Here is a 25,069-nt window from a genome sequence, read left to right on the forward strand (position 1 = left end):
GGGCGCAGGAAACGCGGGTGCCCAGGAGCAGGATGTCGAAAAGGTCGCTGATGGCATTGACGCGGAACTTGCCGTCGCCGGTGCCGACGAGGCCGGAATGGCAGTGGACGCAGCGGTACGCGAGCAGGGCAGGGGGCGTGCGCCGATGGGTCCAGGACGAGACGATATGAGGATGCGTAGACATGATCCCTCTGAAGACCTGACGGAAGGCATGGGAGAGGAGCCGACGGCGACGTCGGCGACCGATGCACGGGGAAGGTGTCAGGGCTAAAGAGCAGGCGGCGTCACGCGGGGTGAAGTCCCTCCGTGAGTGGGTCGGAGAAGAAGGATCCACGTGCAAAGTAGGGCGGGACGGGCCGGCGAGCCACCCTTTTTCATGATGACCAGCACTGCGGGTCGGAGTCGGCGAAAAGGCGAACTTCGCCTGGGACTTCCAGTCGCCGCCCGTTCGCCAAAAGGGACCACAAGAACATCGTGTCCTGGCACGTGGACGACAAGGGACCCTCCGGGAAGGCCACCCGTGCAAACCCTGACCCGCCGCGCCCTCAACCGCGCCACCCTCGACCGGCAGTTGCTCCTGCGCCGCGCCGACCTCACTCCGCTGCAGGCCATCGAGCACCTCGTCGGCCTGCAGGCCCAGACCCCGCACACCTGGTACGTGGGGCTGTGGAACCGGCTCACCGAGTGCCGACCCGAGGACATCGGGGCGCTGCTCACGCAAGGACGGGTAGTGCGGATCGCTCTCATGCGCTCGACGGTCCATCTCGTCAGCGCGTCCGACGCGCTGGCGCTACGCCCGCTCGTACAGCCGGCGTTGGACCGCGACCTGTTCGCCAACCACACACACGGCCGGTCCATGCGCGGACTGGATACCGCAGAACTCGTCGCTGCAGGCCGGGAACTCCTCGACGAGCAGCCGCGCACCCCGGGCGAACTGGGCCGGTTGCTGGCTCAGCGGTGGCCAGATCGGAACCCCGCCAGCCTCGCCTACGCGGTTCGCAACCTGCTGCCGGTCGTGCAAACCCCGCCGCGCGGCGTGTGGGGCGCCAGTGGCCGAACCGTCCACGCGCCGCTCGAATCGTGGGTCGGCGCGCCGCTGCGCACCGACCAGCCGATCGACCAGATGCTCCTGCGATACCTGGCCGCGTTCGGCCCGGCGACCGTACGCGACGCGCAGACCTGGTGCGGTCTCACCCGGCTGGCGGAGGTGCTCGACCGGCTCCGGCCCCGCCTGGCCACGTTCCGCGACGAGAACGGCGTCGAACTGTTCGACCTACCCGACGCACCCCGACCCGACCCCCAGGTCAGCGCGCCTGCCCGGTACCTGTACGACTTCGACAACCTGCTGCTGTCTCACCACGACCGGTCCAGGGTGGTCACCGACGGCCTCCGCCAGCAGAACTTCGTCCCGCACGGTCCCGTCCCCCGCCTGGTACTCCTCGACGGCTTCACCGCAGCAACCTGGACGTTCACCACGGCACGAGGCGCGGCGTCCCTGACCGTGCACCCATTCGAACCACTGTCCGCAGCCGACCGCGAGGCATTGACCACCGAGGGCAGCGAGCTGCTGGACCTACTCGCCCCCAAAGCGTCACACGAAATCCGTTTCGCCGCACCGACCTGAGGACCGCACTGCCGACAATGGAGGACACGCTGCCGCGAAATGCGGCAACCCGGGCGGGCAAAGCCGTGCACGGGTCATGGGTCGTTCCTGAGACCGGGGCGCCGAGGCCGACGCCTTCGCGCGCAGGACGCTGCACACACTCTGACCTGTGGAAACCTGGATCTGCGGCAAGGGTGGGTGCGGTTGAGTGCAGCCCGATGCCGTTGGCCGATTCTCAAGGCCGTTCAGGGCACCCGGCTGCTCCCAACCTGCTCCCCCGAATCGCGGGGACCACCGACCGCCGAAGGGTCGTGAGCTGCCGAACGTCCAGGGCTGGACGTCGGTGGAAAGGTTGATCCGGATCCCCGTGTTGCGGACAGTGCCTGGCGGAACGTCAACGCGGTGACACGGTTCAGCTTTCCCACACAGTGCGAGCTCATCACCGCGATGGAAGCTGGCTGGCCACGCGGAGGAGTCAGACGCGACGCGCTCGACGCCGAGCTTGCTGATCGCTACGGCGCCACGCGTACTCCCAGTTTCTGGGTGGCAAGAATGCTCGCTGCGGTCGAGCCGTACCGTCATCCGTCTTGATTGCGCCCAGCGCGCTGAGGTGTCGTGGCCGCGGACTAGGCAGTCGCGGCCGGGGCATACTCGGGCTCGCGACCGTCGCTCGCATTTGTGGCGTTGTTGCGGTCCGCTGTGGAACGCCGTACCACCAGCGCCAGCCCGGCGAGGACGGTCGCGGCTGCGACCAGCTCCGTCGGTCCGACGGGCTCGTCGAGCAGCAGCCACGCCGCGCTGAGCCCGAAGACCGGCACCAGGAGGCTGAACGGCGCCACTCTCGCGATCGAGTACTGGGCGATCAGCCGGTTCCAGATACCGAAGCCGACGAGGGTCGACACGTACGCGACGTACGCCACGGCTAGCAAGCCGCGCCACGACAGACCGGTGATCGCACCCAGCACCGCCTGTCCGCCGTCGACAACGCCGGCCAGGCCGAGCAGCGGCAACGGCGGCACCAGGCTCGACCAGACCAGCAGCGAGAGCGGTCGCGTCTCGTCGCTGGCCCGCATGACCAGGTTTGCCAGGGCCCAACTGGCCGCCGCGAACAGCGTCAGCACGAAGCCGATCACGGAAGCGTGGCCGCCGCTGTGGACCGCCAGCAAGCCGATCCCGACCGATCCGACCAGCACGCCGGCCACCTGCGCCCGCGCCGGCCGCTCGCCCAGCACCGCCGCCGCCAGCAGCACCGACATCAGGGCCTGCGCCTGCAGCACCAGCGAGGCCAGACCGGCCGACATGCCAGCCGCGAGCGCCGTGAACAGCGCGCCGAACTTCAGGACGCCGAGCACCAGCCCGTAGGCGACCACGTAGCGGAGCCGGGCGCTGGGGCGCGGCACCAGGAACACCAGCGGCACCGCCGCCGCGACGAAGCGCAGCGCGGTCAGCACGAGCGGCGGCAGGTCGCGCAGGCCCAGCTCGATGGCGACGAAGTTGACGCCCCAGATCGCGGCGACGAGCAGGGCGAGAAGTCGGTGTGATGCTTTCATGCCGGCTACGCTGCCCGAGGCAACGCTTAAGGACCAGTTCAACGTTCTTCATTGCTGCTGTAGCGTGGCTACATGGATCTTGATGTACGCCGGCTCCGCGTGCTGCACGAAGTCGCGCTGCGCGGCAGCGTCACCGCCGCCGCCGCGGCGCTGCACGTCACTCCGTCGGCGGTCTCTCAGCAGCTCGTCCAGCTTTCCCGAGAGGCCGGGCACGAGCTTGTCGAGCGGGCCGGGCGCGGGATCGTCCTCACCCCGGCCGGCCAGGTTCTGGCCAGCCACGCGAAGGACGTGCTGGGCGCGGTGGAGCAGGCGGTGGCCGGACTCGCCGCGCTCCGCCACGGCGTCAACGGTACGGTGCGGGTCGGCGCGTTCGCGTCCGCAGCCGGCGCGCTGGTGGCTCCCTCCGCCGCCCGCCTACGGGCGAAGCACCCGGAGCTGGATGTGCGGGTGATCGAGGCCGAAGACCAACAGAGCCGCCTCGACCTGCGCTCCGGCACCCTCGATGTGGCGGTGCTGCAGGAATACGACCACGTGCCCGCGCCGCTGGTCGACGACCTGGACCGGCATCCGGTCACCACAGACCCGATGCACCTGATCACCCCGGTCCGGTGGCGTCGTCACACCGGCCGGCTGACCGAGCTGAGCGACGTGCCATGGATCGCCAGCGCCGAGCACACGCCGTGCCTGCGGTCCACATTGCACGCTTGCCGGCTCGCCGGCTTCGAGCCGGACATCCGGCACCGTGCCGTCGACTTCGCGCTCACGCTGGACCTCGTCGCGGCCGGGCTGGGCGCCGCGCTGGTGCCGGAGCTGGCGCTGCGCCACGTGCCACTCGGGGTGCACGTGGAGCCACTGGTCGAGCCGGTCACCGAGCGACGGATCTTCGCAGTCACTCGCGCCCTCGGCGGCACGCCGCAACGGCCCGCGGTGGACGCCCTCCTGGCGGAGCTATGCGGCTCGGCCGGCGTCCCCCGTGGACAGCGCCGGCCGATCATCGCCTGATGTACGGCTGATCTTGGTTCCCAGAACGGCGAAAGGGTCGACCCGATTTGGCGCTCATCACTCCCTGTCACCCTTCGTCAAGGATTGGGCGGGGTTTTCGGTGTAAACGGGGGTGCCACACAGAATCCCGCCAGGTCTGTTCGCCCCCGCTGGCCCTGCCGCCGTGTGGCGCCTGCCTCACGGCATGGGTGCTGACCGAGTCTGTGGCAGCCCTTCCTCGGTCAGCGCAACCGTCAGCCGCCTTCACCGACCCGACCACCGCCTGCCTGGTTTAGTGCGGTCAGCAGGTGCACCTGGGTCCCGGTCGGCCCACTGCCGCGCAGTGACTTGCCGTCGACCGCGATCACTCGCCTGCCGGCCCCGGTCAGAACCGCCCGGCTGAGCAGCCAGCGGCACACCGCAGTATCGAGGGCGCCGGCGTCGATACCGGTCAGTACCCGGGACAGGGTGCTGTCGTCAGGCACCCGCCGGGCAACGGTGAACGCGTCGCGGGTTGCACCGAGACGATCCCACGCCGCGTCCGGCAGGTCGGCGGCCCATTCGACGATCTCCGCGACGCGGCTCGATCTCGAAACCACCGCCGCGATCGCGATCGTGAGCAGTCCCGGCAGCGGATGGATCCGGCCGCCGGCGTCCCGCGGGTCCGGAACCCGGGCGAGGGCCTGCAGCAACCCTGGCCTGTCCTGTTTCGGAAGCGGCGAGATGCGCCGCTACACCGATCGCGACTCCTGCGTGACAAGACGCCTTGATAAACAGCGTAAGTCCCGGCTACCAGAACGGCATTGATCGAGGTCTTGACTCTATGCGCCGCCCTGCTCATGATTTACTGCGGCGGTTCAACAGTGAGGGTCAATGTGATGACGCAGGTAGAGCCACCGGCAGGAGGCCCCACATCAGCCGCCACTCTCAGCGAGCTTGGAAAAAATGGCCGACTCGCGCGTGCCGGTTCAGGCACGAGGAATTGGCTGACACGTGGGGCCCATCGGCGGGAACTGAGCATCGCGGGCCTCGGTTCAGTGCTCCTCGCTGTCGCGATGATCTGGCTGATTCCGCCGTACGCGGTTCGCGCGATGACTGCCGGCGCCAGGACTGCGCCGATCGCCGACCCGGCCCACACCATCGTCGGTGACGCGGGTGACCCGACGGCCCAAGCATGGCTGGTGGGATGGGGTGGCCACGCTCTCACCCACGGCCTGCGTGGCCTGTGGGATACCAACGCTTTCTATCCCGACAAGTACGGTCTGGCCCTGAACGACAGCCTGCTCGGCTATGCCCCGGCAGGGCTGATAGGCAGCGGTGTAGTCGGCGCCGTGCTGCGCTACAACATCCTGTTCGTGCTGGCTTTCGCGCTCGCCTTCCTCGGCGGCTACGCGCTCCTGCGCCAACTTGGCGCGAATCAGGTCGCCGCCGCGGTAGCCGGGGCCGCCCTCGCCTACGCGCCTTGGCGCTACGGCCACGCCGGCCATCTGAATATTCTCTCCACCGGTGGCATCACTCTGGCCCTGGCGATGCTGGCGCGCGGCCACGGACTCTCGTTCACCCGCGGCTACCTTCCCGAACGAGTCCGACCGGGATGGGCGTTCGCTGGCTGGCTGGTCGCGGCCTGGCAGGTCAGCCTAGGCTTCGGCGTGGGGCTGGGATTCGTATACGTCCTCGCCGCCCTCTCCCTGATCACACTGACAGCCTGGCTGATCCACCGCCCACGCCTTGGCCTCCGGCTGATCGTCAGTGATCTGATCGGGGGGCTGGTCTTCACCGCGGTGACCGGATACTTCGCTTACGCGTACCAACAAGTCCGCGAGCTCAACCCCACTGTCACCCGGGACTGGGACTACGTCGCGTACTTCTCTCCGACACTGCGCGGACTTCTCGTGGCGCCGCAGTCCTCCCTGCCCTGGGGCACCCTGCACAACGACGCCCGCATCGCTCTTGGTGGGGCACCGACTGAGAAGGTGCTGCTGTGCGGGTACGCACTGTATCTACTGGCCTTCGCCGGCCTCTTCCTGTCCCGCTGGTCACCGACGCAACGGCTTCTGCTGCTGCTTGGGACGGTCGTCGGAGTGCTGCTCGCGCTGGGCACGAACGGGCCGATCTACCGCCTGCTCTATCTTTACGTGCCCGGGTTCGATGGATCCCGTACACCAGGCCGGTTGATCTTGTGGCCCACTCTCTGCCTGGCCATCCTCGCGGCCGGCCTGGTTACCCACCTGGCCGACGTGGCTCGCAGGGGCGCCAAGCCGAAATGGTCGGTGGGAGAGGCACGGCTACTGACCGTTCCGTTGCTGGTCCTCGTGCTCGCTGAGGGCCTGCCTGACCTGGACCACCCCCAAACCCCAGCCAAACCGGCCGCGATGGCGCTAGCCTCCGCGCACGCCCCGATCATGGTATTGCCATCCAACGACGGCATCGACCTCCACGTCCTACTGTGGTCGACCGACGGTTTTCCCGCCATGGTCAACGGTGCGGCCAGCTACACCACACCCAACCGTCAGGCGATCCGCGACGTCATGACGACCTTCCCCAGCCAGCCGGCCTTGGATCAGCTGCACCAGCTCGGCATCCGCAGCGTCGTCCTGCTGCGCGACCGGGTCCAAGGCACCCCATACGAACCACTGCTCAACATCCCCGACGTACCCGGCATCACCCGCCATGACGTCGGGCCAGACGTGGTTTACACCATCGACACCAACACGAAGTGATGTTGGGCGTGCCCTCGCCGTGGGCTTCGGCCTGGCCGGCATCCAGGACGAAGACCTGATCCGTATCACCGGGACCCGGCGGACGATCGAGGAGTGCTTCCAGGCCGCCCAGACCGAGGTCGGCCTGGACCACTACCAGGTGCGTCGATACGACGCTGGTACCGCCACATGACGCTCGCTCTGTGCGCCCACGCCTACCTCGCCGTCACCGCCGCCCACGCCAAAAACGGGGCGCCGAATCCAATCACGGCCTCATACCCCTCCCCCTCGGCGAGGTCCGACGTATCCTGGCACACCTGATCACCACCAACCGACCCATCGACCACACAGATCGATGGCCATGAGGGCGACGCCGTCACCAATACCGCGCCAAACCCGCCCACTACCAGCGAAGACTCCAACTCCACCAGGTACGGCTGGAGTATTACGGCAAGGACCAGGGGCCAACTGGCGGTCCTGCCGCAAATCGAAGGCTCATCCGGCCGCCCGATGCAGCGACATCTGCAGCGCTTGACGCGCAATCAAGAGCAGACCTGCCGGTGCGTGCCAAGGACTCGTGGAGTGTCGAGTCGTATCGCAGTGCCGCAGCCCGCTGCACGACTACTCGATCGAACGCCGTCATGCCCCATGGGTGACGTCCGCCGACGTCCAGGCGCTGAACCAGGTCGCGGCGGCGGTGGTATCCCAACAACCCGGACTACCGGATGTGGCGAACGGATCTGCCACGACGGAACCACCCACCGCACTGCTGGAGATCACCTCAATCGGGCCACGAAACGACTGGTTCTTCCCACCCCGGGAATCGGTGGAACGGCTTCTGCTCGCCTTAGCCCTGCACGGGCACGAAGTCGGCGCAAGCGTCGCCACCGAGGCAGGGGTGCCCGCCTGGAACGGCTCGGGACGGTGGAGCGGCCCGATCCAGGCCCCGGCCGGATCGCATCACCCGGTGACTTTGACGGTCGAGTCACTCACCGTCGCCGTCACCACGGCCCGTCGCCTCGCCGCTCGCTGCCACGAGAGCAGGCATGACGGGGTGAACGGCAACTACAGGACCCGTTCGAGCACGAGACCCGCCGCACCGACCCGCGCTGCGACGGGGCAAGACGCAGCATGTGACAGGCCCAGCTATGCACACGTAGCGCGCGTCTGTTCATAGGAACAGGCTGGTGCTGTGAAGCGACGTTGGGGATGGGAAAATAGGAGGGCGCAGTAGCCTCAGGTAGCGCGGATCGGGAGGGAACTGAGAGTGGATGTGAACGTGCCGGAGTCGATGACGCCTTGGCTCCGGGGTCAGACCGATGAGGCAGCGCTTGAGCAGGTGTCGCAGGAACTGACGGTCGGTGATGTGGCGTCACTTGTCGGCGTTACCGTGCGGACCTTGCATCATTGGGATGCAGTGGGTCTGGTTCAGCCCCGAGGCCGCACGCCGGGAGGGTATCGGGCATATTCAGCCGTAGACGTAGGGCGCATCCATCGAGTGCTCGTCTACCAGGAACTCGGGTTCGCCCTGACGAAGATTGCCGCGCTTCTAGACGATCCCGCTGTGGACGAGACGGAACAGCTTCAGCAGCAACGGCGACTGCTCGAAGAGCGGATCACGAGGCTTCGGCAGATGGCTGACGCCGTCGATCAGGTCTTGGCATCGAGCACGGCGGGAGCCACGCTCACCGCGCAGCAGCAGGCGGAGATCTTCGGTCAGGGCTGGCGTGAGGATTGGGCGGAAGAAGCACGCGAACGCTGGGGAGACTCCGACGAGTGGGCGCAGTTCGAGCGGAACGCGGCGGTGTTCTCGGAGGACGACCGGAGACGGATGCAGGCCAATGGTGATGCCCTGTATTCGGAACTCGCGGCAGCGAAACGCTCTGGTGTCGCACCCGGCAGCGATGAGGCCAACGACCTAGCGGAGCAGCATCGAGAGATGATCGGTCAACTCTTCGCCTGCACCCATTCGATGCAGGTGTGCCTTGGACAGCGCTACGTCCAGGACGCACGATTCAGCGCCTACTTCGACGCGCGAGAACCAGAGCTTTCCTCGTGGCTTTCCGAAGTCATCGATGCGAACGCGCTGCGCCACGGCGTCGATCCTGCCAACGCTCGGTGGGAGTAGGCGCGCGCCCTCCCGCATCTTGACCCCGACGTCGCGTGAGGGCCCACGCTTCTGCGCATGGAGGCAGCGACGATTGCGAGCGAGACGCGTGAACCGGCGACGGTGCAAACGATCGACAGCACACGCCACCCGGTCGTTCGGCGCATCGCCGACGTGCTGCGCAACCGCTCCGAGAGACCGAGCATCTTCGTCCTCGACGATCTGGAGAACATCGAGCAGGCCATCGCCTGCGGGGTCGAGGTGGACACCCTGTACCTCTCGGCCTCCGCCGACCCTTCTACGTTCGTCGGCATCGACGCAGACGTGCCGCGCTACGTCCTTGACGACAGTGTGGCGCGAACGCTGTTCGGGGAGCAGAAGCGTTCGCGCGCCTTTGCGCTGGCGCGTGCACCGAGACGTCCCAGACTCCGCGACCTGATCGGAACGACGGGTGACATCATCATCCTCGACGGGGTGCGGATCGTCGGCAACATCGGAGCGATCACGCGGACGGCCTGCGCGCTCGCCGCGGCGGGCATCGTGCTGGTCGACAGCGGCCTGCGCACGATATGGGATCGCCGCCTGATCCGCGCCAGTCGCGGATTGGTGTTCGCGACCCCTGTCGTGCTCGCGACTCGCGCGGAATGCGCCGAGTTCATTCGGCAGGAGGGGCTCGTGCTCGCCGCGCTCTCGGCCGATGCTGTCGAACCGCTGAGCTCGATCCGCACGGCGCGAGAACGTCTCGCGCTCGCGATGGGCAGTGAGCGCGAGGGAGTGTCGCGTGAACTGGATGCGCTGACCACATACCGATACTCGATCCCTATGGCTTCGAACGTGGAGTCCTTGAACGTCTCGGTCACCGCAGGTATCGCCCTCTTCGAGCACAGAACCGGGGAGCACCAGGACTCCCGATTGCGCGAGGTCGGTGGTCGTCTGTGACGGGTCGATGGTCCTTGAGAGCAGTGATCGCGGCTCACCAGGATGTCAGCGACCTCCCGCTCAGGCCTCCGGGGTCAAGGCAGCACATTCCCGAACCCAGCCCGTCCCCGCCCGCATGAGCAAACTAGTCGAAGAGGCCCAGCTCCCGATGGTGGGCGCGAGCCCTCGCATCCCCAAGCCGCACGATGACGCGGTAGTCGGCTTTCGGGATGCTCCACAGGATGCTCTCCGCTGTCGTCGTCATGTTGCGCGCCGCCCTGTCGCTCAGCTCCGGCGCGTGAGCACGGCGATCCGCGAACTCGTGTCATGGGGATTGGTCCGCACGATCCCACAGCCGGGCAGTCGTCGCTTCCTCGTCGAGGCGGCCGACGGATTCGAGCAGCTCCTCGCCGCCAGCCATCAGCGCACTCGTACCTTCACCCGCACGCTGCGTGCTGTCGAGGAACTCACCGAGAACGCTCAAGCGGCGGACCGCCCTCGCGACATCACGGACCTGTTCACGTCCTACGTCGACGCCGGCGAACAAGTCCTCCGCCAACGTCCGCAACGGCACACGAACACACAGGGAAGCTCATGCTGATCTTCATCACCGCCGCCGTTCTTCTCCTCATCGTCGGGGGCGTCGCCTTCGCTGCCCGGCGGACGATGCATCCGCCCGTCCCGCGCCCGGCAACCGGCAAGATCACCGTCGCGGCGATCGGCGACAGCAACACCTATGGCGCAGGTGTGCTGCTCAAGGGCCGCAACAGATGGTCCTATCCGGCCCAGCTCGCCCAGATGCTCGGCGACCGGTACCAGGTGCTCAACTACGGACTGAATCGGCGCACACTTCAGCGCAACGGTGATTGGCCCTATGCCGCGAACCGATTCGCCGAGGCGTCTCTAGGAGCGCGCGCCGACATCGTCCTCATCATGCTGGGAACGAATGACGCACGAGGCGACAATTGGAACGCGAAGGCGTACGAGTCGGAACTCGCCGACTTCGCCGCCCGCTACAGCGCCGACGGCACGTCGACCGTCTACCTCCTGACGCCGCCGGTCGCGTTCTCCAATCGCCGCGCCGTTTCCGAACGCATCGTCGCGGAAGAGGTCGCGCCGATCGTGCGTCGCGTCGCCGAGCAGCACAGCCTCCCGCTCATCGACATCTTCGATGTCACCGAACGAGGCGTCACAACTCACCGCGACGGCATCCACCTTGACGCCGCCGCAAGCAGACTCGTCGCGGAAACGATCGCGGCTACCATCGGTCCCGAACAGGACCGCACGAGCGGATGACTCATCAAGCCTCCCGAGAAATGGTGCGTATGCCTGCTTGGTTGTTCACCCTGCTCGCCGCCGCGTTCGTGCTCTACACCGACGACTACGTGATCGCCGGAGTCCTGCCCGAACTCGCCGCCGATCTGGAAGTCAACGAAGGCCAGGCCGGGCAACTGATCACCGTGTTTTCCCTGAGCGTCGCCATCGCAGCACCGGTCACAGCCGTCGTCCTCGCGGACGTGCCTCGCCGAAGACTGTTCACGACCGCGTTACTGGTCTTCATCGCCGCGAACATCGGCGCAGCGACCACGGAGTCGTTCGCGGTCTTGACGACGCTGCGCGTGGCTGCTGCGCTCGCGGCCGCGGCGATGACCCCGGCGCTGTTCGCGTTCACCGCACGCCACGCACCACCGCAGAAGGTTGGCAGGTACATCGCCATCGTCTCGCTCGGCGTCACCGGATCGATCGCCGCCGGGGTGCCGTTCGGCACCTGGATCGGCGGCACCCTCGGATGGAGAGCCACCTTCGCGACGATGGCCCTCGCCGGTACTCTCGTCCTCATCCTCTTGCTCGATACCCTGCCCCGCTGCGAGGAAACCGACGGCGCGCCACGGCTGGCCGATCAGTTCCGCATCCTGCTGCGGGCTCAGATCTCACTCGGATTGCTGGCGAACTGCCTGCTCATGACCGGCTCGATGATGATGCTCACCTACCTCGCCCCATATCTGTCCGCGACCACGACAGCAGGCATTGAGCAACGCGCACTCGCATTCAGCCTCTCCGGAATCGCAGGCATCGCGGGCATCTGGCTCGGTGGAATCGCCACCGACCGCCTCGGCGCAGACCGAACCCTGTTGATCGGTATCGGTACGATCGTCGCCGCGATGGTCGTGCTCTGGGTGCTCTGGACAGCCAGGCCCGCTCCACTGCCGCTCGTGCTGGTCACGGCGACGCTGTGGGGCGGTATGGCGTTCTGGAACTCGCCAGCAATCCAAGCCCGCCTGCACCACCTCGCCGGTCCTGTCTCCGGGCAAGCCTTGGCGCTGAACACTTCCGGCACTTACCTCGGGGTATCCATCGGAGCCGCGACAGGAGGCACCATCCTCACCACCGCCGGAGTGAGCGCCCTCCCGCTCACGGCAGCAGGCTTCGCGATCGCTGCACTTCTTGTGCTCACCCTCGCCCGCAGCGCTACTCGAATCCCCGCGACTGGCTGATCGTGAGCAAGCCACCTCGTGCGCGAACGACAGCCGCCACCCGTCAAACGCGCAGACCGCTGGTTGACGACCTCGAAGCCAGCGAGACGGCGGCGTTCACCAAGCCGATCCGGGCGCTCAGGTAGTGGAATCCAGGCGTCAAGAATTCCTATTGCCGCGAGAATCCGCACGGTTCCGACTCGTAGCCCATGAAGTCCCCCTTTCCCGCAACACCACGACGGTTGCGTCGGCCTCACGTCCCTTCGTCTGGTAAAGGTTCATCAGCTGGACCTCGCGCGGGTTGAGCGACCTGCGGGAACTGAGTGCGCTTCACCTGCACTGGCTGTCCGCATACGACCCCGAGCAGAACGGCTCCGCGCCGCCGGGCTGGCATCGCGACTTCGCTGACGCCGGCAGCGGCTCCGTGACTGGGTCGCGGCCTCGGGGACCCGGCGCCCCGGCACAGACCCGACCGGCCGGCTGCGGGGCATCGCCGACACCCTCGCCTCGGCGTTCGCCATCCACACGGGCCGCAACCGGCTCACCCACCGCGCCCGAATGCCCGCCCCGGTGGCAGTCCTCGCCGCCCGCCGCCTCGGCCCCGGATTCCTGACCTCCGCCCCGGAACTCGCCGCCCTCGCCGCCCTGCCGCAGGACCTCGCCGTGCCCGGCCTCGACCGGGCGCGGGCCGCGTCCATGCCGGCACCGGTCGCCGTCCCCGGGCTCCGGCAAGACCACTCTGCTGGTCAACATGGCCCTCGACGACATCAAGGCAGGCCGCGGCACCGTCGTCATCGACCCGCACGGCGACCTCGTCCTGGACATCCTCGACCGGCTCCCCGCAGGCATCGCCGACCGCGTCGTGCTCTTCGACCCCGACCAGGACAACCCGCCGACGCTGAATCTCCTCGAAGGCGACGACCCCGACCTGGTCGTCGACAACCTCGTGTCGATCTTCGGGAACATCTTCGCCAAGGCGTGGGGGCCGCGGATGGACGACGTCATGCGAGTGGCCTGCCTGACTCTGCTGCGCCACAACAACGTCACCCTGCAGCACATCCCCCCGCTGCTCAACAGCCCCCAATTCCGCTCGGCGATGACGGTGGACCTCGACGACCCGGCCGGGCTCAGCGGCTTCTGGCAGTGGTACGACAGCCTCGACGACAGCCTCCGCTCGCAGGTCATCGAACCGGTCCTCGCCCGGCTGCGCGCGTTCCTACTGCGCGATTTCGTCAAACGCACCATGCGCTACCCGAAGTCGAGCTTCGACATGGGCCGCGTCCTCGACGGCGGAGTGCTGCTCATCCGCATCCCCAAGGGCGTGCTCGGCGAGGACACCAGCCGGCTGCTCGATGCTGCTGCGCGAGGTGATGACCCCGACGCCGCTGCGCGACGAGTGGAGCGAGGACACACGGTGGTGCTATCCGGGGATCCGCGCACAGGTCGTGGTGACGTGGCTGCGAAAGAACTGGCGGGTATGCAGTACCTGTTGGCCACGAGACCCTGGCCTCGGCCCTGGGTCCTCCACGGGTAAGGCCGGGAACGGTAGACCGAATCGGCCGGAGAGCAATGACCTCCGAGATGCGCGCGGAACACCGCCTCCGGCCGTTCGGGTCGGCGTGGCCTTCCGATGTCAGATCCGGGTCATGGTGGAGGCGTATCCGCCTCCACCGGGGTAGGTCCATGCGCCGGTAACCGTGGTGTCGTCGGCGCTGAACGTGCCCTCGTAGTAGGCGGGACCGCCCTTCGCGCCAGCCCAGATGGTCAGCTTGTCGCCGACGAGTTCGTAGACGTAGTCGAAAGTGTTGCCGGCCGCGTCGTAGAACCGCGACACCACGTCCGCACCGACCGGCTCGCCGAACGGGTGTAGGTGTCCGATGACCTCCAAGCCGGTGACCGGCTGCCCGAACTGGCTGAGTTCCACGTGCTGGAGCAAGAAGAACCGGCCGGCCATCCACTCGTACCGCACGGTTCCCTCGGCGCCGCCGGTCACCGACCAGGTGCCGACCAGACGGTCCAGGGCCTGCAGTTCGACGCTCGGCTCGGTGTTCTCAGACATCGTGTCCTCCTTGGTGAATGCTTGCCGGTACCTCGAAGGCGGCACCCACGCTTTGACACCCACTGGGCGTAACTCAGGTCACATCGTGGTCGTGTCGGAATCCCCGGATCGGCCACGAGGTAGCGGCAGGAACTCACCAAGGAGGAAGTCATGGCCCCCGTCGCCGCCACCGTTCCCGCCGTCCGCCGCTCGTCTGACCGGCTGCTCCTCGCCGGAGCCCTTGCCGGGCCGGTCTTCTTCGCCTCGGCCGTGACGCAGATGCTCACTCGTGAGGGCTACAACATCACGCGGCACCCGATCAGCCAGCTCGCCACCGGTAGCCTCGGCTGGATCCAGATCACCACGTTCGTGCTCGCCGGTCTCGGCGGCCTGGCGCTCGCCGCCGGTATCCGGCGCACGCTCACCGAGGGAACCGGCCGGCGTGTGCTGCCGATCTTCGTCGGGATCTTCGGTGCCGGTCTCGTCGCGGCCGGCGTGTTCACCATGGATCCGGAGCGCGGCTTCCCGGTCGGGACCCCCGACGGGCCGGTCGACCAGATGTCCTGGCACAGCATCGCGCATTCGGCCGCGGCCGCCATCGCCTTCACCGCACTGGCCATCGCCGCCATCGTGCTGACCGTCCGCCACGTCCGTCGTCGGGCCGCGCTGCCGGCGGTGCTGAACGGCGTCGCCGCGCTCATCCTGCTGCTGCCCATGTCGCCGAGCCACATGAGCATCCAGATCGCCGTGAACGGCCTGGTCGCCTTCACCTGGACGACGGTCCTCGCCCTCTCCCTGCACCGTTCGTCCTGACCGGCGTAACGTGATCTCCCGCGCAACAACAAGGATGACCATGAAGTATCTGCTGCTCAGCTACACGCCGGCCGCCGCCTGGGACGCCGCGACCGCCGACACCCCGTCCAAGGAGGCGCTGGCCGCGTTCGCCGCGTACCAGCAGTTCGAACAGGAACTGATCAAGACCGGCGAGTTCGTCAGCAGCGAGGGTCTTGGCCACCCGGCCATCAGCACGACGGTCCGCAAGAGCCCGGCCGGCGTGGTGGCGACCGACGGGCCATTCATCGAGCTCAAGGAGGTCCTGGCCAGCTTCGCGGTGATCGACGTGGCCAGCCAGGAACGCGCCGTCGAGATCGTCTCGAGGATGGTCGAGGTGCTGGGAGAACCAGTGGAGATCCGGCCGATCATGGGCACGGACTTCGCGGCATGACCGATTCAGCTGAATGCTGCCATCCGGAAGCGACAAACCGGGAGGGCACAAGAACGGCAGACCCGGCGTGACGCCGGACGTCGAGCACCTGCTGCGCACGGAGGCGCCGCAGGTGCTCGGCGCGTTGGTGCGGCGCTTCGGCCACTTCGACATCGCCGAGGATGCGGTACAGGAAGCACTGCTCGTCGCGAGCCGGACGTGGCCGACCAACGGCGTGCCGGAGAACCCGCGCAGCTGGCTGATCCGGATCGGCTACCGGCGAATGGTCGATCTGCTCCGCACCGACCAGGCCCGACGCCGGCGCGAGCAGCACGCGGGCATGACCGAGCTGGCGATGCAGGACCCGGCCCGCCAGGCGCACCCTCCGCTGGAGACCGACGACAGTCTCACGCTCCTGCTGCTGTGCTGCCATCCTGCGCTGAGCCCCAGCTCCCAGGTGGCGCTCACTCTGCGCGCGGTCGGCGGCCTGACGACCGCGGAGATCGCACACGCCCACGGGACGACCGAGAGCACCATGGGTGCGCGGATCAGCCGCGCCAAGCAGCAACTGGCCCGTGCCGGCGCCCGCTTCACCCCGCCCACCGACGCCGATCGGGACAGTCGGATGAACGCCGTGATGCAGGTGCTGTACCTGATCTTCAATGAGGGCTACACGGCCTCCACCGGCGACGAGCTCGCCCGCATCGACCTGACCCGCGAAGCGATCCGGCTGACCCGCATGCTCCGCGACTCTCTGCCGGACGACCCCGAGGTGATCGGTCTGCTCGCACTGATGCTGCTCACCGAGTCGCGGCGCACTGCCCGTACCGACGGCGACGAGCTGGTGCGGCTCGACGAGCAGGATCGGACACAGTGGAATACCGCTCTGATCCGCGAGGGCACGGAACTGATCGACAGCGTCTGGCACCGACGCGAGATCGGCACGTACCAGTTACAGGCGGCGATCGCCGCCGTGCATGCCGCGACCACGTCGCCGGAACAGACGGACTGGCCACAGATCGCGGCACTGTACCTGTGGCTCGAAAGGCTCAACCCGACCGCGCCGGTACGTCTGAGCCGGGTGGTCGCGGTCGCCCACGCCTACGGGCCGGCCCGAGGACTGGCGCTGCTCGACGACCTCAACCGGCGCTACCAGCTCGATCAGGAACCCCTGACCCGACAACGGGAACGCGCCGTGCGCGCCCACCTGCTCGAGATGACCGGCAACCCGAGCAGCGCGGCGGCACGGTACCGCGAAGCAGCGGCCCTGACGGAGAACCAGGTCGAACGGCGATACCTCCTCGGCCGGGCCCATCGCCTCGGCTGACCGGTCATCGGCCCCGGGCTGCGACGGTGGGAAACATCGGCAACCCTCTCCCCGCCACCTCCGCAACGGCCGCCGGAAATGCGGCGTCCGGGAAGCGACGTTCACTGACACAGTGTCTGCAACGTCCATGCCACCGGCAGACAATCGCGGGGCGGATGGTCGTCCTACCCCGGTTCGCCGTCGGCATGATCATGGCCCGCAAGCTCGTCGCCGCCGACAACCCCCACGACGCGATCTTCGCTTCCCGGCGCGGCACCTGTCTGTCGCCCAACAGCGTCCGCCGTCAGTGGCGTGAGGCCCGCGCCGACACCGACCTCGCCTGGGTCAGCCCCCACACCTTCCGCAAGACCGTCGCCACCCTCATCAAAAAAGAGACCGACACGAAAAGCGCCGCAGCACAGCTCGGACACTCCAGCGAGGAGGTCACCGCCACGTACTACATCGCCAAACCCGCCCAAGCCCCGGACGTCTCGGACATCCTCGAGCGACTCGGCAGCGACCGCAGGCGCCGCCCCACACCCGCACTGCCCAACGATGCGCAGGGGATGACGAATCCGGTTCCCGACCCCGGCAAATGGGGGGTTTTCGGGGGGGCGGTTCAAAACCCCATAGACAAACTTAAAGCCCTGACCAGCATTTCCGCTGGTCAGGGCCTTCTTGTCTGTCGGGACGGCCGGATTCGAACCGACGACCCCTTGACCCCCAGTCAAGTGCGCTACCAAGCTGCGCCACGTCCCGCCCCCGCGTGGTTTCCCCCGCGGCAGCCGGTACAGCTTAGCGCAGCGGTTGCGGGTCCCCCACACAGGCCCCACCAGTGTTGCGGGGCAGGCGAACCACCCCACAACCCCTAAAGCTTCCTAGGAGGGTGGGGTGGTGGATGGGCAGGAAAATGCCGGATGGCGGGAGGCCATCCGGCATCTTTCAGGGAGAACTGGACGGGGTCAGCCGTGCGCCTTGCCTCGGCCGCCGGGGCCGAGCTTCTTGCGCGGGCGGACCGAGATCTCGATCGGGCTGCCCTCGTACCCGAATTCCTCGCGGAGCTTGCGCTCGACGAACCGCTGGTAGCCGGCGTCCAGCGGGCCGGTGGTGAAGAGCACGAACCGTGGCGGTGCCACACCGGCCTGCGTCGCGAACAGGATCCGCGGTGCCCGTCCACCACGCACCGGGTGGGGGGTGGCCTGCACCAGCGCGGTCAGCCACTGGTTGAGGTGCGCGGTCGGTACGCGGGTTTCCCAGCTGGCCAACGCCTTGTTCAGGGCGGGGGCCAGCTTGTCCACGGCACGGCCGGTCATCGCCGACAGGTTCAACCGGATCGCCCAGGGGATGCGGCGCAACTCCCGGTCGATCTCCTTGTCCAGGTAGTACCGACGGTCGGCGTCGACCAGGTCCCACTTGTTGAACGCGATGACCAACGCCCGGCCCGACTCGGTCACCATCGACAGGATCCGCTGGTCCTGCTCGCTGATGGGTTCGCTGGAGTCCAGCAGTACCACGGCCACCTCGGCGGCCTCGATCGCGCCGGCGGTACGCAGGCTGGCGTAGTACTCGGTGCCGCTGGCCTTGCCGACCCGCTTGCGCAGCCCGGCGGTGTCCACCAGTTGCCAGGTCTGACCGCCGATCTCGACCAGGCTGTCCACCGGGTCCACAGTGGTGCCGGCCACCGAGTCGACGACCGCCCGCTCCTCACCGGAGAACCGGTTGAGCAGGCTGGACTTGCCCACGTTCGGCCGACCGACCAGCGCCACCCGGCGCGGCCCCCGCGGACGGTTCTCCACGATCGCCGGTGCCTCCGGCAGCGCGGCGAGGATGGCGTCCAGCAGGTCGCCGGAGCCGCGTCCGTGCAGCGCGGACACCGGGAACGGCTCACCGAGACCCAGCGACCACAGCGAGGTGGCCTCCATCTCGATGGAGTTGTTGTCGGCCTTGTTGGCCACCAGGATCACCGGCTTGGCGCTGCGCCGCAGCATCTTCACCGCGGCCTCGTCCACGTCGGTGGAGCCCACCATCGCGTCGACCACGAAGAGCACCACGTCGGCGGTGACGACAGCCGTCTCGGCCTGCGCCGCGATGGCCGCCGCCCGATCCTTGGCGTCCGGCTCCCAACCGCCGGTGTCCACCACCGTGAACGCCCGGCCGTTCCACTGCGCGTCGTACGGGACCCGGTCGCGGGTCACGCCGGGAACGTCCTCGACGACCGCCTGCCGGCGGCCGATGATCCGGTTGACCAGCGTCGACTTACCCACGTTGGGGCGGCCGACCACGGCCACCACCGGCTGCGGGCCGCTCGGCTCCTCGACGGCGACGTCGGGCTCACGCAGCTCCACCCAGGAACCCTCGCTCATGCCACTCCTCCGCTTCGCTCCGGAGCGTCATGAGACACGACCGCGCTACTCATGCCACGCCCCGCTCGGTGAGCAGGTCGCGCATCCGCGCCACGACCTCGTCGATGCCCAGCTCGGTGGTGTCCAGCACCACCGCGTCGGGCGCCTGGGCCAGCGGGTTGACCTTGCGGGTCGAGTCGAGGCGGTCCCGCCGCGCCAGGTCGGCGGCCGTGGCCGCCACGTCGGCGGCGTCCTCGGCGCTGCGCCGGGCCGCACGGGCCGCCTCGGACGCGGTCAGGAAGACCTTCAGGTCGGCGTCCGGGGCCACGACCGAGCCGATGTCGCGGCCCTCGACCACCATCCGACCGGCGTTGGCGATCATCTCGCGCTGCCGGCCGACGAGCAGCTCACGAACAGCCGGTACGGCGGCGACGGCGGAGACCGCTCCGGTCACCTCGGCGCCACGGATCTCCGCGTCCACGCCGACCCCGTCGACGGTCACGCCGTACCCCTGCGGGTCGGTGCCGATGCGCAGGTCGACCTCGCCGGCGACCTTCGCCACCGACGCGGCGTCGGTGAGGTCCACGCCGGAGCGCAGCACGGCCCACGTGATCGCCCGGTACATCGCCCCGGTGTCCAGGTAGCGCGCACCGAGGGCGGCGGCGAGCCGCCGCGACACGGTTGACTTCCCCGAACCGGACGGCCCATCCACAGCGACCACACATCGCCCGAACCGTACGTTTTCCTCCACCGTGTCCTCCTCAGCCCGTACCTCACGGATCGCCCGGTGAGCTGGCGCCGCAAGCGGTTGTTCAATCGTCATCAATCATGCCCGGGTCGTCTGGCGAACCCGCGCGCGACGCCGCCGGAGGCGACCCACGCCACCCGGGCGACCGCGTCTCGGCCGTCGGTGGAGCCTACCGGCTGCCGTACCCCGAACTCGGGGGTCAGTCACCCACCGCGTGGAACAGGGCCGCGACCTCCGCGTTGGTCAGGCGCCGCAGCCGCCCGGTGCGCAGGTCGCCCAACCGGATCGGACCGATGGAGGTACGCACCAGACGGGTGACCGGGTGCCCGACCTCGTCCATCAACCGCCGGACGATGTGCTTGCGCCCTTCGTGCAGGCTCAGCTCCACCTGGGCGCTCTTGCCCAGGGTGCCGACCACCTTGAACGAGTCGACAGTGACCGGCCCGTCCTCCAGCTCGACGCCCGCGAGGAGCCGCTTGCTCAGGTTGCGCGGGATCGGGCCGACCACCTCGGCGAGGTAGGTCTTCAGCACCTGGTACGAGGGGTGCATGAGCTTGTGCGCGAGGGTGCCGTCGTTGGTGAGCAGCAGCAGGCCCTCGCTGTCCGCGTCGAGCCGCCCGACGTGGTACACCCGCTGATCCAGCCGCCTGCCGATGAAGTCGGCCAGCTCGTTGCGGCCCTTGTCGTCCGCCATGGTGGTGACCACCCCGCGCGGCTTGTTCATCGCCACGTAGACCAGTCGGGTGTCGACCTGGAGGCGCTCTCCGTCGACGTGGATCACGGCCTTGGCCGGGTCGACCTTGTCGCCGAGCTTGGCGACCCGCCCGTCCACCGTGACCCGGCGGCGGAAGATCAGGTCTTCGCAGGCGCGCCGGGAACCCACGCCGGCGGCGGCGAGCACCTTCTGCAGGCGCTCAGCCCCCTCGAACACGGGGGCGTCGGGTTTGGGGACACGGTTATCGGGTCGCATCAGCAAGCTCTTCTACGTCGTCGGGCAGGAAGGGTGCGAGGGGCGGCAGCTCGTCGACGGTGTTCAGCCCGAGCTTCTCCAGGAACAACGTGGTGGTCCGGTAGAGGAACGCCCCGCTGTCCTGTTCGGTGCCGCACTCCTCGACGAGGCCACGGGTGACCAGCGTACGGATCACCCCGTCGCAGTTCACACCCCGGATGGCTGAGATTCGCGAACGGGTCACCGGCTGCTTGTAGGCGACCACGGCGAGCGTCTCCAGCGCCGCCTGGGTCAGCCGCACGGACTGCCCGTCCAGCACGAACCGCTCAACGTACGTAGCGTATTCCGGCCGGGTGTACAGCCGCCACCCGCCGGCCGCCCGGCGCAGCTCGAACCCGTGCCCGGCCGTGGTGTAGCCGGCGGCGATCTCGTCGAGCATCGGCCCGACCCGCTCGGCGGGCTGGTCCAGCACCTGGGCCAGCACCAGCTCGCTGACCGGCTCGTCGACGACCAGCAGGATCGCCTCCAACGCGCCGCGCAGCTCGGCGTCGGACAGCTCGGGCGCGGGCTCCGGCGCGGCCGTCGCCCGCCGCCGCCCCGCCGACTGCCGCCGGGGTACGTCCCCCGCCGCGCCCGAATCCCCCGCCGTGTCCTCCGTCACCGCGTCGAGGTCCGGCGCCGTCAGGTCCACCTTGTTGGAGGCCCCGTCCGGGTCTGGCTCAGTCGGACGCGGGTCGTCGGGGCCGCGCTCATGCGGATCGCCCGGCGCCGGGGCCGAGCCGACCGCATCCGACTCGCCGGGACCGGCGGCGGCTTCGGCCTCGGGTCGGGGCTGTGCCGCTCCGGGTTCGCCGGCGTCCGCGGCCGGCTCGTCCGGCGGCGCGGGCGCGTCAGTGGCGGGCGGGCGCGGGCGGGCCCACGGGGGCACCCAGGCGGCGGCCTGGTCGGCCAGCGAGTCCCGGCGTTCCTCGTCACTCATCCCGCGCACCCTCCGTCGTCTCCGTCCCGTCCGGCCCGCCGGCCTCCCCCACCGACCCGGGCCCAACGCCCGCCGACTCAGGCGCGGCCAGCACCGGCGCGGACCCACCCGCCGCCGGCGCAACCGCAATCCCCGCCGGCTCCGCGTCGTCCGCCGGGGTGCCGGCGTACTCGTCGACGTGCAGCTCGGTGTCGCCGTCGGCCGGGCCGGTCCAGCGCACTGTCAGCTCCTCCAGGGCCTGCTCCTGCACGAACGACACCAGGCCCTCCCGGTACAGCTCCAGCAGCGCGAGGAACCGAGCCACCACCTCGAGGGTGGCCTCGCAGTCGGCGCAGAGCAGCGAGAAGGTGGCCGTGCCGGCCCGGCGCAGTCGCGCGGTGAGGATGGCCGCGTGTTCCCGGACGCTGACCCGGACCATGTGCACGTGGGCGATGGACACCTCCGGCACCGGCTTCGGGGTCATCGCCTTCACGGCCAGCTTCAGCAGCCGCTGCGGGCCGATGCCGAGCACCAGGTCGGGCAACGCCTCGGCGTAGCGGGGTTCCAGGCTGACCGCGCGCGGATACCGTCGGCCGCCGACGGCCTCCAGCTCGGCGATGTGGGCCGCCGCCTCCTTGTACGCCTTGTACTGCAACAGTCGGGCGAAGAGCAGGTCCCGGGCTTCCAGCAGGGCGAGGTCGTCCTCGTCCTCGACCTCGGCGGCGGGCAACAGGCGGGCCGCCTTCAGGTCGAGCAGGGTCGCGGCGATGAGCAGGAACTCGCTGGCCTCGTCCAGGTCCCAGTTGTCGCCCATCGCCCTGATGTAGGCGATGAACTCGTCGGTGACCGTGTGCAGGGCCACCTCGGTGACGTCGAGCTTGTGCTTGCCGATCAGTTGCAGCAGCAGGTCGAACGGGCCGGTGAAGTTGGCCAGCCGCACCGTGAAGCCGGTGGCGGCCGGGTCGGCGGGCTGCCCACCGTCGACCACGGCCGCGGTGGCGGTCTCGGGTGGGTCGATGGGTGGCGCGGTCACCGGACGACCGTAGTCCACGAGGCGGGCACCGGGCGTTCCGGCTACCGCTCCGACTGGGCGGCGATCACCTCGCGGGCCAGCTGACGGTAGTTACGTGCCCCGGAGGATGCCGGGTCCATCGTCGTGATGGGGGCACCGGCCACGGTGGACTCGGGGAACTTCACCGTCTTGGTGATGACCGTCTGGTAGACCTTGTCGCCGAACGCCTCCACCACCCGCTGCAGGACCTGGCGGCAGTGCGTGGTGCGGCTGTCGTACATCGTGGCGAGGATGCCTTCGAGCTCCAGGTCGAAGTTGAGCCGCTCGCGCACCTTGTCGATCGTGTCCAGCAGCAGTGCCACACCGCGCAGGCTGAAGAACTCGCATTCGAGCGGGATGAGCACACCGTGCGCGACGGTCAGCGCGTTGATCGCCAGCAGGCCGAGCGACGGCTGGCAGTCGATCAGGATGTAGTCGTACTCCTTGCGGACCGTGCGCAGGACCCGGGCCAGGGCCATTTCCCGGGCGACCTCGTTGACGAGCTGGATCTCGGCGGCGGAGAGGTCGATGTTGGCCGGCAGCAGGTGCAGGCCCGCCACGTCGGTCTTGATCAGGACGTCCTCGGCGGTCACGTCGTCCTGCATGAGCAGGTTGTAGACGGACAGGTCGAGGTTGTGCGGGTTGACGCCCAGGCCCACCGAGAGGGCGCCCTGCGGGTCGAAGTCGACCAGCAGGACCTTGCGGCCGTATTCCGCGAGGGCCGCGCCCAGGTTGATGGTGGTGGTCGTCTTGCCGACGCCACCCTTCTGGTTGGCCATCGCGATGATGCGCGCGGGGCCGTGCCGGTCGGTCGGCATCGGCTCGGGGATGGGCTTGCGCATCGTGTAGGCAGCCGGGTCCGCAGGACCGAGATCCGCGCCGAGCGTGGCCTGCTGCTCGCGGAGCTCCGACGTCCAGGTCTCGGCACGGTCACCGTTGCCAGCCATGTGCTCGTTGCCCCCTCCCGACGACCCACCCGGCGTCGGAGCCGTCCGACGTCCTTCGCGGCGCCGCTGCGCACCCCGGTCGTGTCGCTCCAGGAGGTCCGCGCCGATGCCGACTGTACGCCACCGACCAGCAGGGGGTTCGGCACCGGCCCGGCGTGTCGGCGCCGACCGCGACCGGTTCAGTCCCGGGCGCGGGGATGGGCGGTGGCGTACACCTCGCGCAACCGCTCCACGGTGACCAACGTGTAGACCTGGGTGGTGGTCACCGAGGCGTGCCCGAGCAGTTCCTGGACCACGCGGACGTCGGCGCCGCCGTCGAGCAGGTGGGTGGCGTACGAGTGGCGCAGGGTGTGCGGGGAGACGGCGGCGGGCCCGTCGACGGGCAGCCCGGCCCGGTCGGCGGCGCGGCGCAGGATGCCCCAGGCGCCCTGGCGCGACAGCGCGCCGCCGCGGGCGTTGAGGAACACCGCCGGGGTGCCCCGGCCGACGGCGGCCAGGCCGGGGCGGGCCCGGACCAGGTAGGCGCGGACCGCGTCGACGGCGTACCCGCCGATGGGCACCAGCCGTACCCGGCCGCCCTTGCCGCGCAGCAGCACCGTGCCCTCGTCGGTGTCGAGGTCGTCCACGGCGGCGCCGACCGCCTCGGAGATGCGCGCGCCGGTGCCGTACAGGAATTCCAGCAACGCCCGGTCGCGCAGCGCCAGGGGCGCGTCGTCGCCGGTCGCGGTGATCGGTCCGGCGGTTTCCAGCAGCCGGACCACGTCGTCGACCGGCAGCGCCCGGGGCAGCCGCCGCGGCGGCGTGGGCGGGCGGACGTCGCGGCTCGGATCGGCCCCGGTCAGGCCCTCACGCAGCGCGAAGCGGTGCAGGCCGCGGACCGCGCTGGCGGCGCGGGCGGCGGAGGAGACAGCGAGGGGCGGGTGCGCGTCGTCGCCGGCCCGCAGCCGCGCCAGGTGCGTCTCGACGAGGCCGGCGCCGACCGACGCGAGGTCGGTGACGCCGGCGTCGACCAGGGTGGCGAGATAACGGTCCAGATCCCGCCGGTACGAGGCGAGCGTGTTCGCGGAGAGGCCACGTTCGACGGTCAGGTGGTCGAGGTAGCCGCGAACGGCACGGCGCAGCGCCGGCGTGGGTGCGGTGCTCACGCCGGCGCCGGCTAAGTCGTCGGTCAGTGCCATGCTCCTCGGCTCGCTA

The 25,069-nt window shown here is 69.1% G+C and carries 21 protein-coding genes, 1 tRNA gene and 3 pseudogenes; 14 read left to right on the forward strand and 11 right to left on the reverse strand.

All coding sequences use genetic code 11. From position 1 onward, the window contains the following. The first annotated feature begins 520 nt into the window (after positions 1-520). Positions 521-1,624, forward strand: a complete 1,104-nt coding sequence (locus AB0C03_RS27940) for a winged helix DNA-binding domain-containing protein (protein WP_357639913.1) — start codon at positions 521-523, stop codon at positions 1,622-1,624. A gap of 605 nt (positions 1,625-2,229) precedes the next feature. On the opposite strand, the gene AB0C03_RS27945 is transcribed toward AB0C03_RS27940, so the two are convergent. Beyond that, complete coding sequence (locus AB0C03_RS27945; RefSeq protein ID WP_357639916.1) at positions 2,230-3,153, reverse strand: EamA family transporter; 924 nt, start codon at positions 3,151-3,153, stop codon at positions 2,230-2,232. A gap of 72 nt (positions 3,154-3,225) precedes the next feature. On the opposite strand from AB0C03_RS27945, the gene AB0C03_RS27950 reads away from it, so the two are divergent. After that, complete coding sequence (locus AB0C03_RS27950; protein ID WP_030331001.1) at positions 3,226-4,155, forward strand: LysR family transcriptional regulator; 930 nt, start codon at positions 3,226-3,228, stop codon at positions 4,153-4,155. A gap of 233 nt (positions 4,156-4,388) precedes the next feature. On the opposite strand, the gene AB0C03_RS27955 is transcribed toward AB0C03_RS27950, so the two are convergent. Next, a complete protein-coding gene (locus AB0C03_RS27955; protein WP_357639919.1) occupies positions 4,389-4,826 on the reverse strand; it encodes a transposase family protein in 438 nt (145 codons plus the stop codon). A gap of 363 nt (positions 4,827-5,189) precedes the next feature. Between AB0C03_RS27955 and AB0C03_RS27960 the strand changes: the two genes are divergently transcribed. From AB0C03_RS27960 to AB0C03_RS27995, 8 genes and pseudogenes are all read left to right on the forward strand, one after another. Then, positions 5,190-6,854, forward strand: coding sequence for a hypothetical protein (locus AB0C03_RS27960; protein ID WP_247675116.1), 1,665 nt, complete (start codon positions 5,190-5,192; stop codon positions 6,852-6,854). 52 nt (positions 6,855-6,906) lie between these two features. After that, positions 6,907-7,154: pseudogene (locus AB0C03_RS27965) on the forward strand (IS701 family transposase); the annotation flags it as partial. Positions 7,155-8,100: 946 nt separating this feature from the next. Next, complete coding sequence (locus AB0C03_RS27970) at positions 8,101-8,961, forward strand: MerR family transcriptional regulator (protein ID WP_209444534.1); 861 nt, start codon at positions 8,101-8,103, stop codon at positions 8,959-8,961. Between the two features lie 57 nt (positions 8,962-9,018). Beyond that, positions 9,019-9,879, forward strand: coding sequence for a TrmH family RNA methyltransferase (locus tag AB0C03_RS27975; RefSeq protein ID WP_210857942.1), 861 nt, complete (start codon positions 9,019-9,021; stop codon positions 9,877-9,879). A gap of 277 nt (positions 9,880-10,156) precedes the next feature. Then, a complete protein-coding gene (locus AB0C03_RS27980; protein ID WP_209444535.1) occupies positions 10,157-10,459 on the forward strand; it encodes a hypothetical protein in 303 nt (100 codons plus the stop codon). Continuing rightward, positions 10,453-11,154 carry a GDSL-type esterase/lipase family protein gene (locus AB0C03_RS27985; protein WP_030331011.1) on the forward strand — a complete coding sequence of 234 codons (702 nt, stop codon included), beginning with the start codon at positions 10,453-10,455 and terminating at the stop codon, positions 11,152-11,154. Before AB0C03_RS27980 ends, AB0C03_RS27985 begins: the two co-directional genes overlap by 7 nt. A gap of 41 nt (positions 11,155-11,195) precedes the next feature. Further along, positions 11,196-12,353, forward strand: a complete 1,158-nt coding sequence (locus AB0C03_RS27990; protein WP_209444536.1) for an MFS transporter — start codon at positions 11,196-11,198, stop codon at positions 12,351-12,353. Between the two features lie 408 nt (positions 12,354-12,761). Beyond that, positions 12,762-13,728: pseudogene (locus AB0C03_RS27995) on the forward strand (type IV secretory system conjugative DNA transfer family protein); the annotation flags it as partial. Positions 13,729-13,965: 237 nt separating this feature from the next. On the opposite strand, the gene AB0C03_RS28000 reads toward AB0C03_RS27995, so the two are convergent. Continuing rightward, positions 13,966-14,391 carry a hypothetical protein gene (locus AB0C03_RS28000; protein WP_030331017.1) on the reverse strand — a complete coding sequence of 142 codons (426 nt, stop codon included), beginning with the start codon at positions 14,389-14,391 and terminating at the stop codon, positions 13,966-13,968. A gap of 150 nt (positions 14,392-14,541) precedes the next feature. Between AB0C03_RS28000 and AB0C03_RS28005 the strand changes: the two genes are divergently transcribed. From AB0C03_RS28005 to AB0C03_RS28020, 4 genes and pseudogenes are all read left to right on the forward strand, one after another. Then, the gene (locus tag AB0C03_RS28005) at positions 14,542-15,183 is read left to right on the forward strand and encodes a DUF998 domain-containing protein (protein WP_030331020.1); all 642 of its coding nucleotides are present in this window, start codon (positions 14,542-14,544) and stop codon (positions 15,181-15,183) included. Positions 15,184-15,223: 40 nt separating this feature from the next. Next, positions 15,224-15,595 (forward strand): YciI family protein, encoded by a 372-nt coding sequence (locus tag AB0C03_RS28010; protein WP_030331021.1) that lies wholly within the window; start codon positions 15,224-15,226, stop codon positions 15,593-15,595. A gap of 67 nt (positions 15,596-15,662) precedes the next feature. Continuing rightward, positions 15,663-16,901 carry an RNA polymerase sigma factor gene (locus tag AB0C03_RS28015; RefSeq protein WP_210864601.1) on the forward strand — a complete coding sequence of 413 codons (1,239 nt, stop codon included), beginning with the start codon at positions 15,663-15,665 and terminating at the stop codon, positions 16,899-16,901. Between the two features lie 191 nt (positions 16,902-17,092). Then, a pseudogene (locus tag AB0C03_RS28020) lies at positions 17,093-17,281 on the forward strand (tyrosine-type recombinase/integrase); the annotation flags it as partial. 284 nt (positions 17,282-17,565) lie between these two features. Here the strand turns inward: AB0C03_RS28020 and AB0C03_RS28025 are convergent. From AB0C03_RS28025 to AB0C03_RS28060, 8 genes are all read right to left on the reverse strand, one after another. Further along, positions 17,566-17,639: transfer RNA gene (locus AB0C03_RS28025), tRNA-Pro, on the reverse strand. Between the two features lie 203 nt (positions 17,640-17,842). Then, positions 17,843-19,243: a ribosome biogenesis GTPase Der gene (gene der / locus AB0C03_RS28030; RefSeq protein WP_030334870.1), complete on the reverse strand. Its 1,401-nt coding sequence runs from the start codon at positions 19,241-19,243 to the stop codon at positions 17,843-17,845. Positions 19,244-19,292: 49 nt separating this feature from the next. Next, complete coding sequence (gene cmk, locus AB0C03_RS28035) at positions 19,293-19,973, reverse strand: (d)CMP kinase (protein ID WP_030334872.1); 681 nt, start codon at positions 19,971-19,973, stop codon at positions 19,293-19,295. Between the two features lie 196 nt (positions 19,974-20,169). Beyond that, entirely contained in the window at positions 20,170-20,940 is a 771-nt protein-coding gene (locus AB0C03_RS28040) for a pseudouridine synthase (protein ID WP_030334874.1), read from the reverse strand. After that, positions 20,927-21,898 (reverse strand): SMC-Scp complex subunit ScpB, encoded by a 972-nt coding sequence (gene scpB, locus AB0C03_RS28045; protein WP_357639928.1) that lies wholly within the window; start codon positions 21,896-21,898, stop codon positions 20,927-20,929. The genes AB0C03_RS28040 and scpB overlap by 14 nt, the downstream gene beginning before the upstream one ends. Beyond that, positions 21,891-22,910, reverse strand: a complete 1,020-nt coding sequence (locus tag AB0C03_RS28050) for a segregation and condensation protein A (protein ID WP_435823385.1) — start codon at positions 22,908-22,910, stop codon at positions 21,891-21,893. Before AB0C03_RS28050 ends, scpB begins: the two co-directional genes overlap by 8 nt. A 41-nt stretch (positions 22,911-22,951) precedes the next feature. Beyond that, positions 22,952-23,875 (reverse strand): ParA family protein, encoded by a 924-nt coding sequence (locus AB0C03_RS28055; RefSeq protein WP_030334877.1) that lies wholly within the window; start codon positions 23,873-23,875, stop codon positions 22,952-22,954. 179 nt (positions 23,876-24,054) lie between these two features. Beyond that, a complete protein-coding gene (locus AB0C03_RS28060) occupies positions 24,055-25,053 on the reverse strand; it encodes a site-specific tyrosine recombinase XerD (protein ID WP_357639934.1) in 999 nt (332 codons plus the stop codon). Positions 25,054-25,069 lie beyond the last annotated feature (16 nt).

Source organism: Micromonospora parva (assembly GCF_040649675.1).
Lineage (GTDB): Bacteria > Actinomycetota > Actinomycetes > Mycobacteriales > Micromonosporaceae > Micromonospora > Micromonospora parva.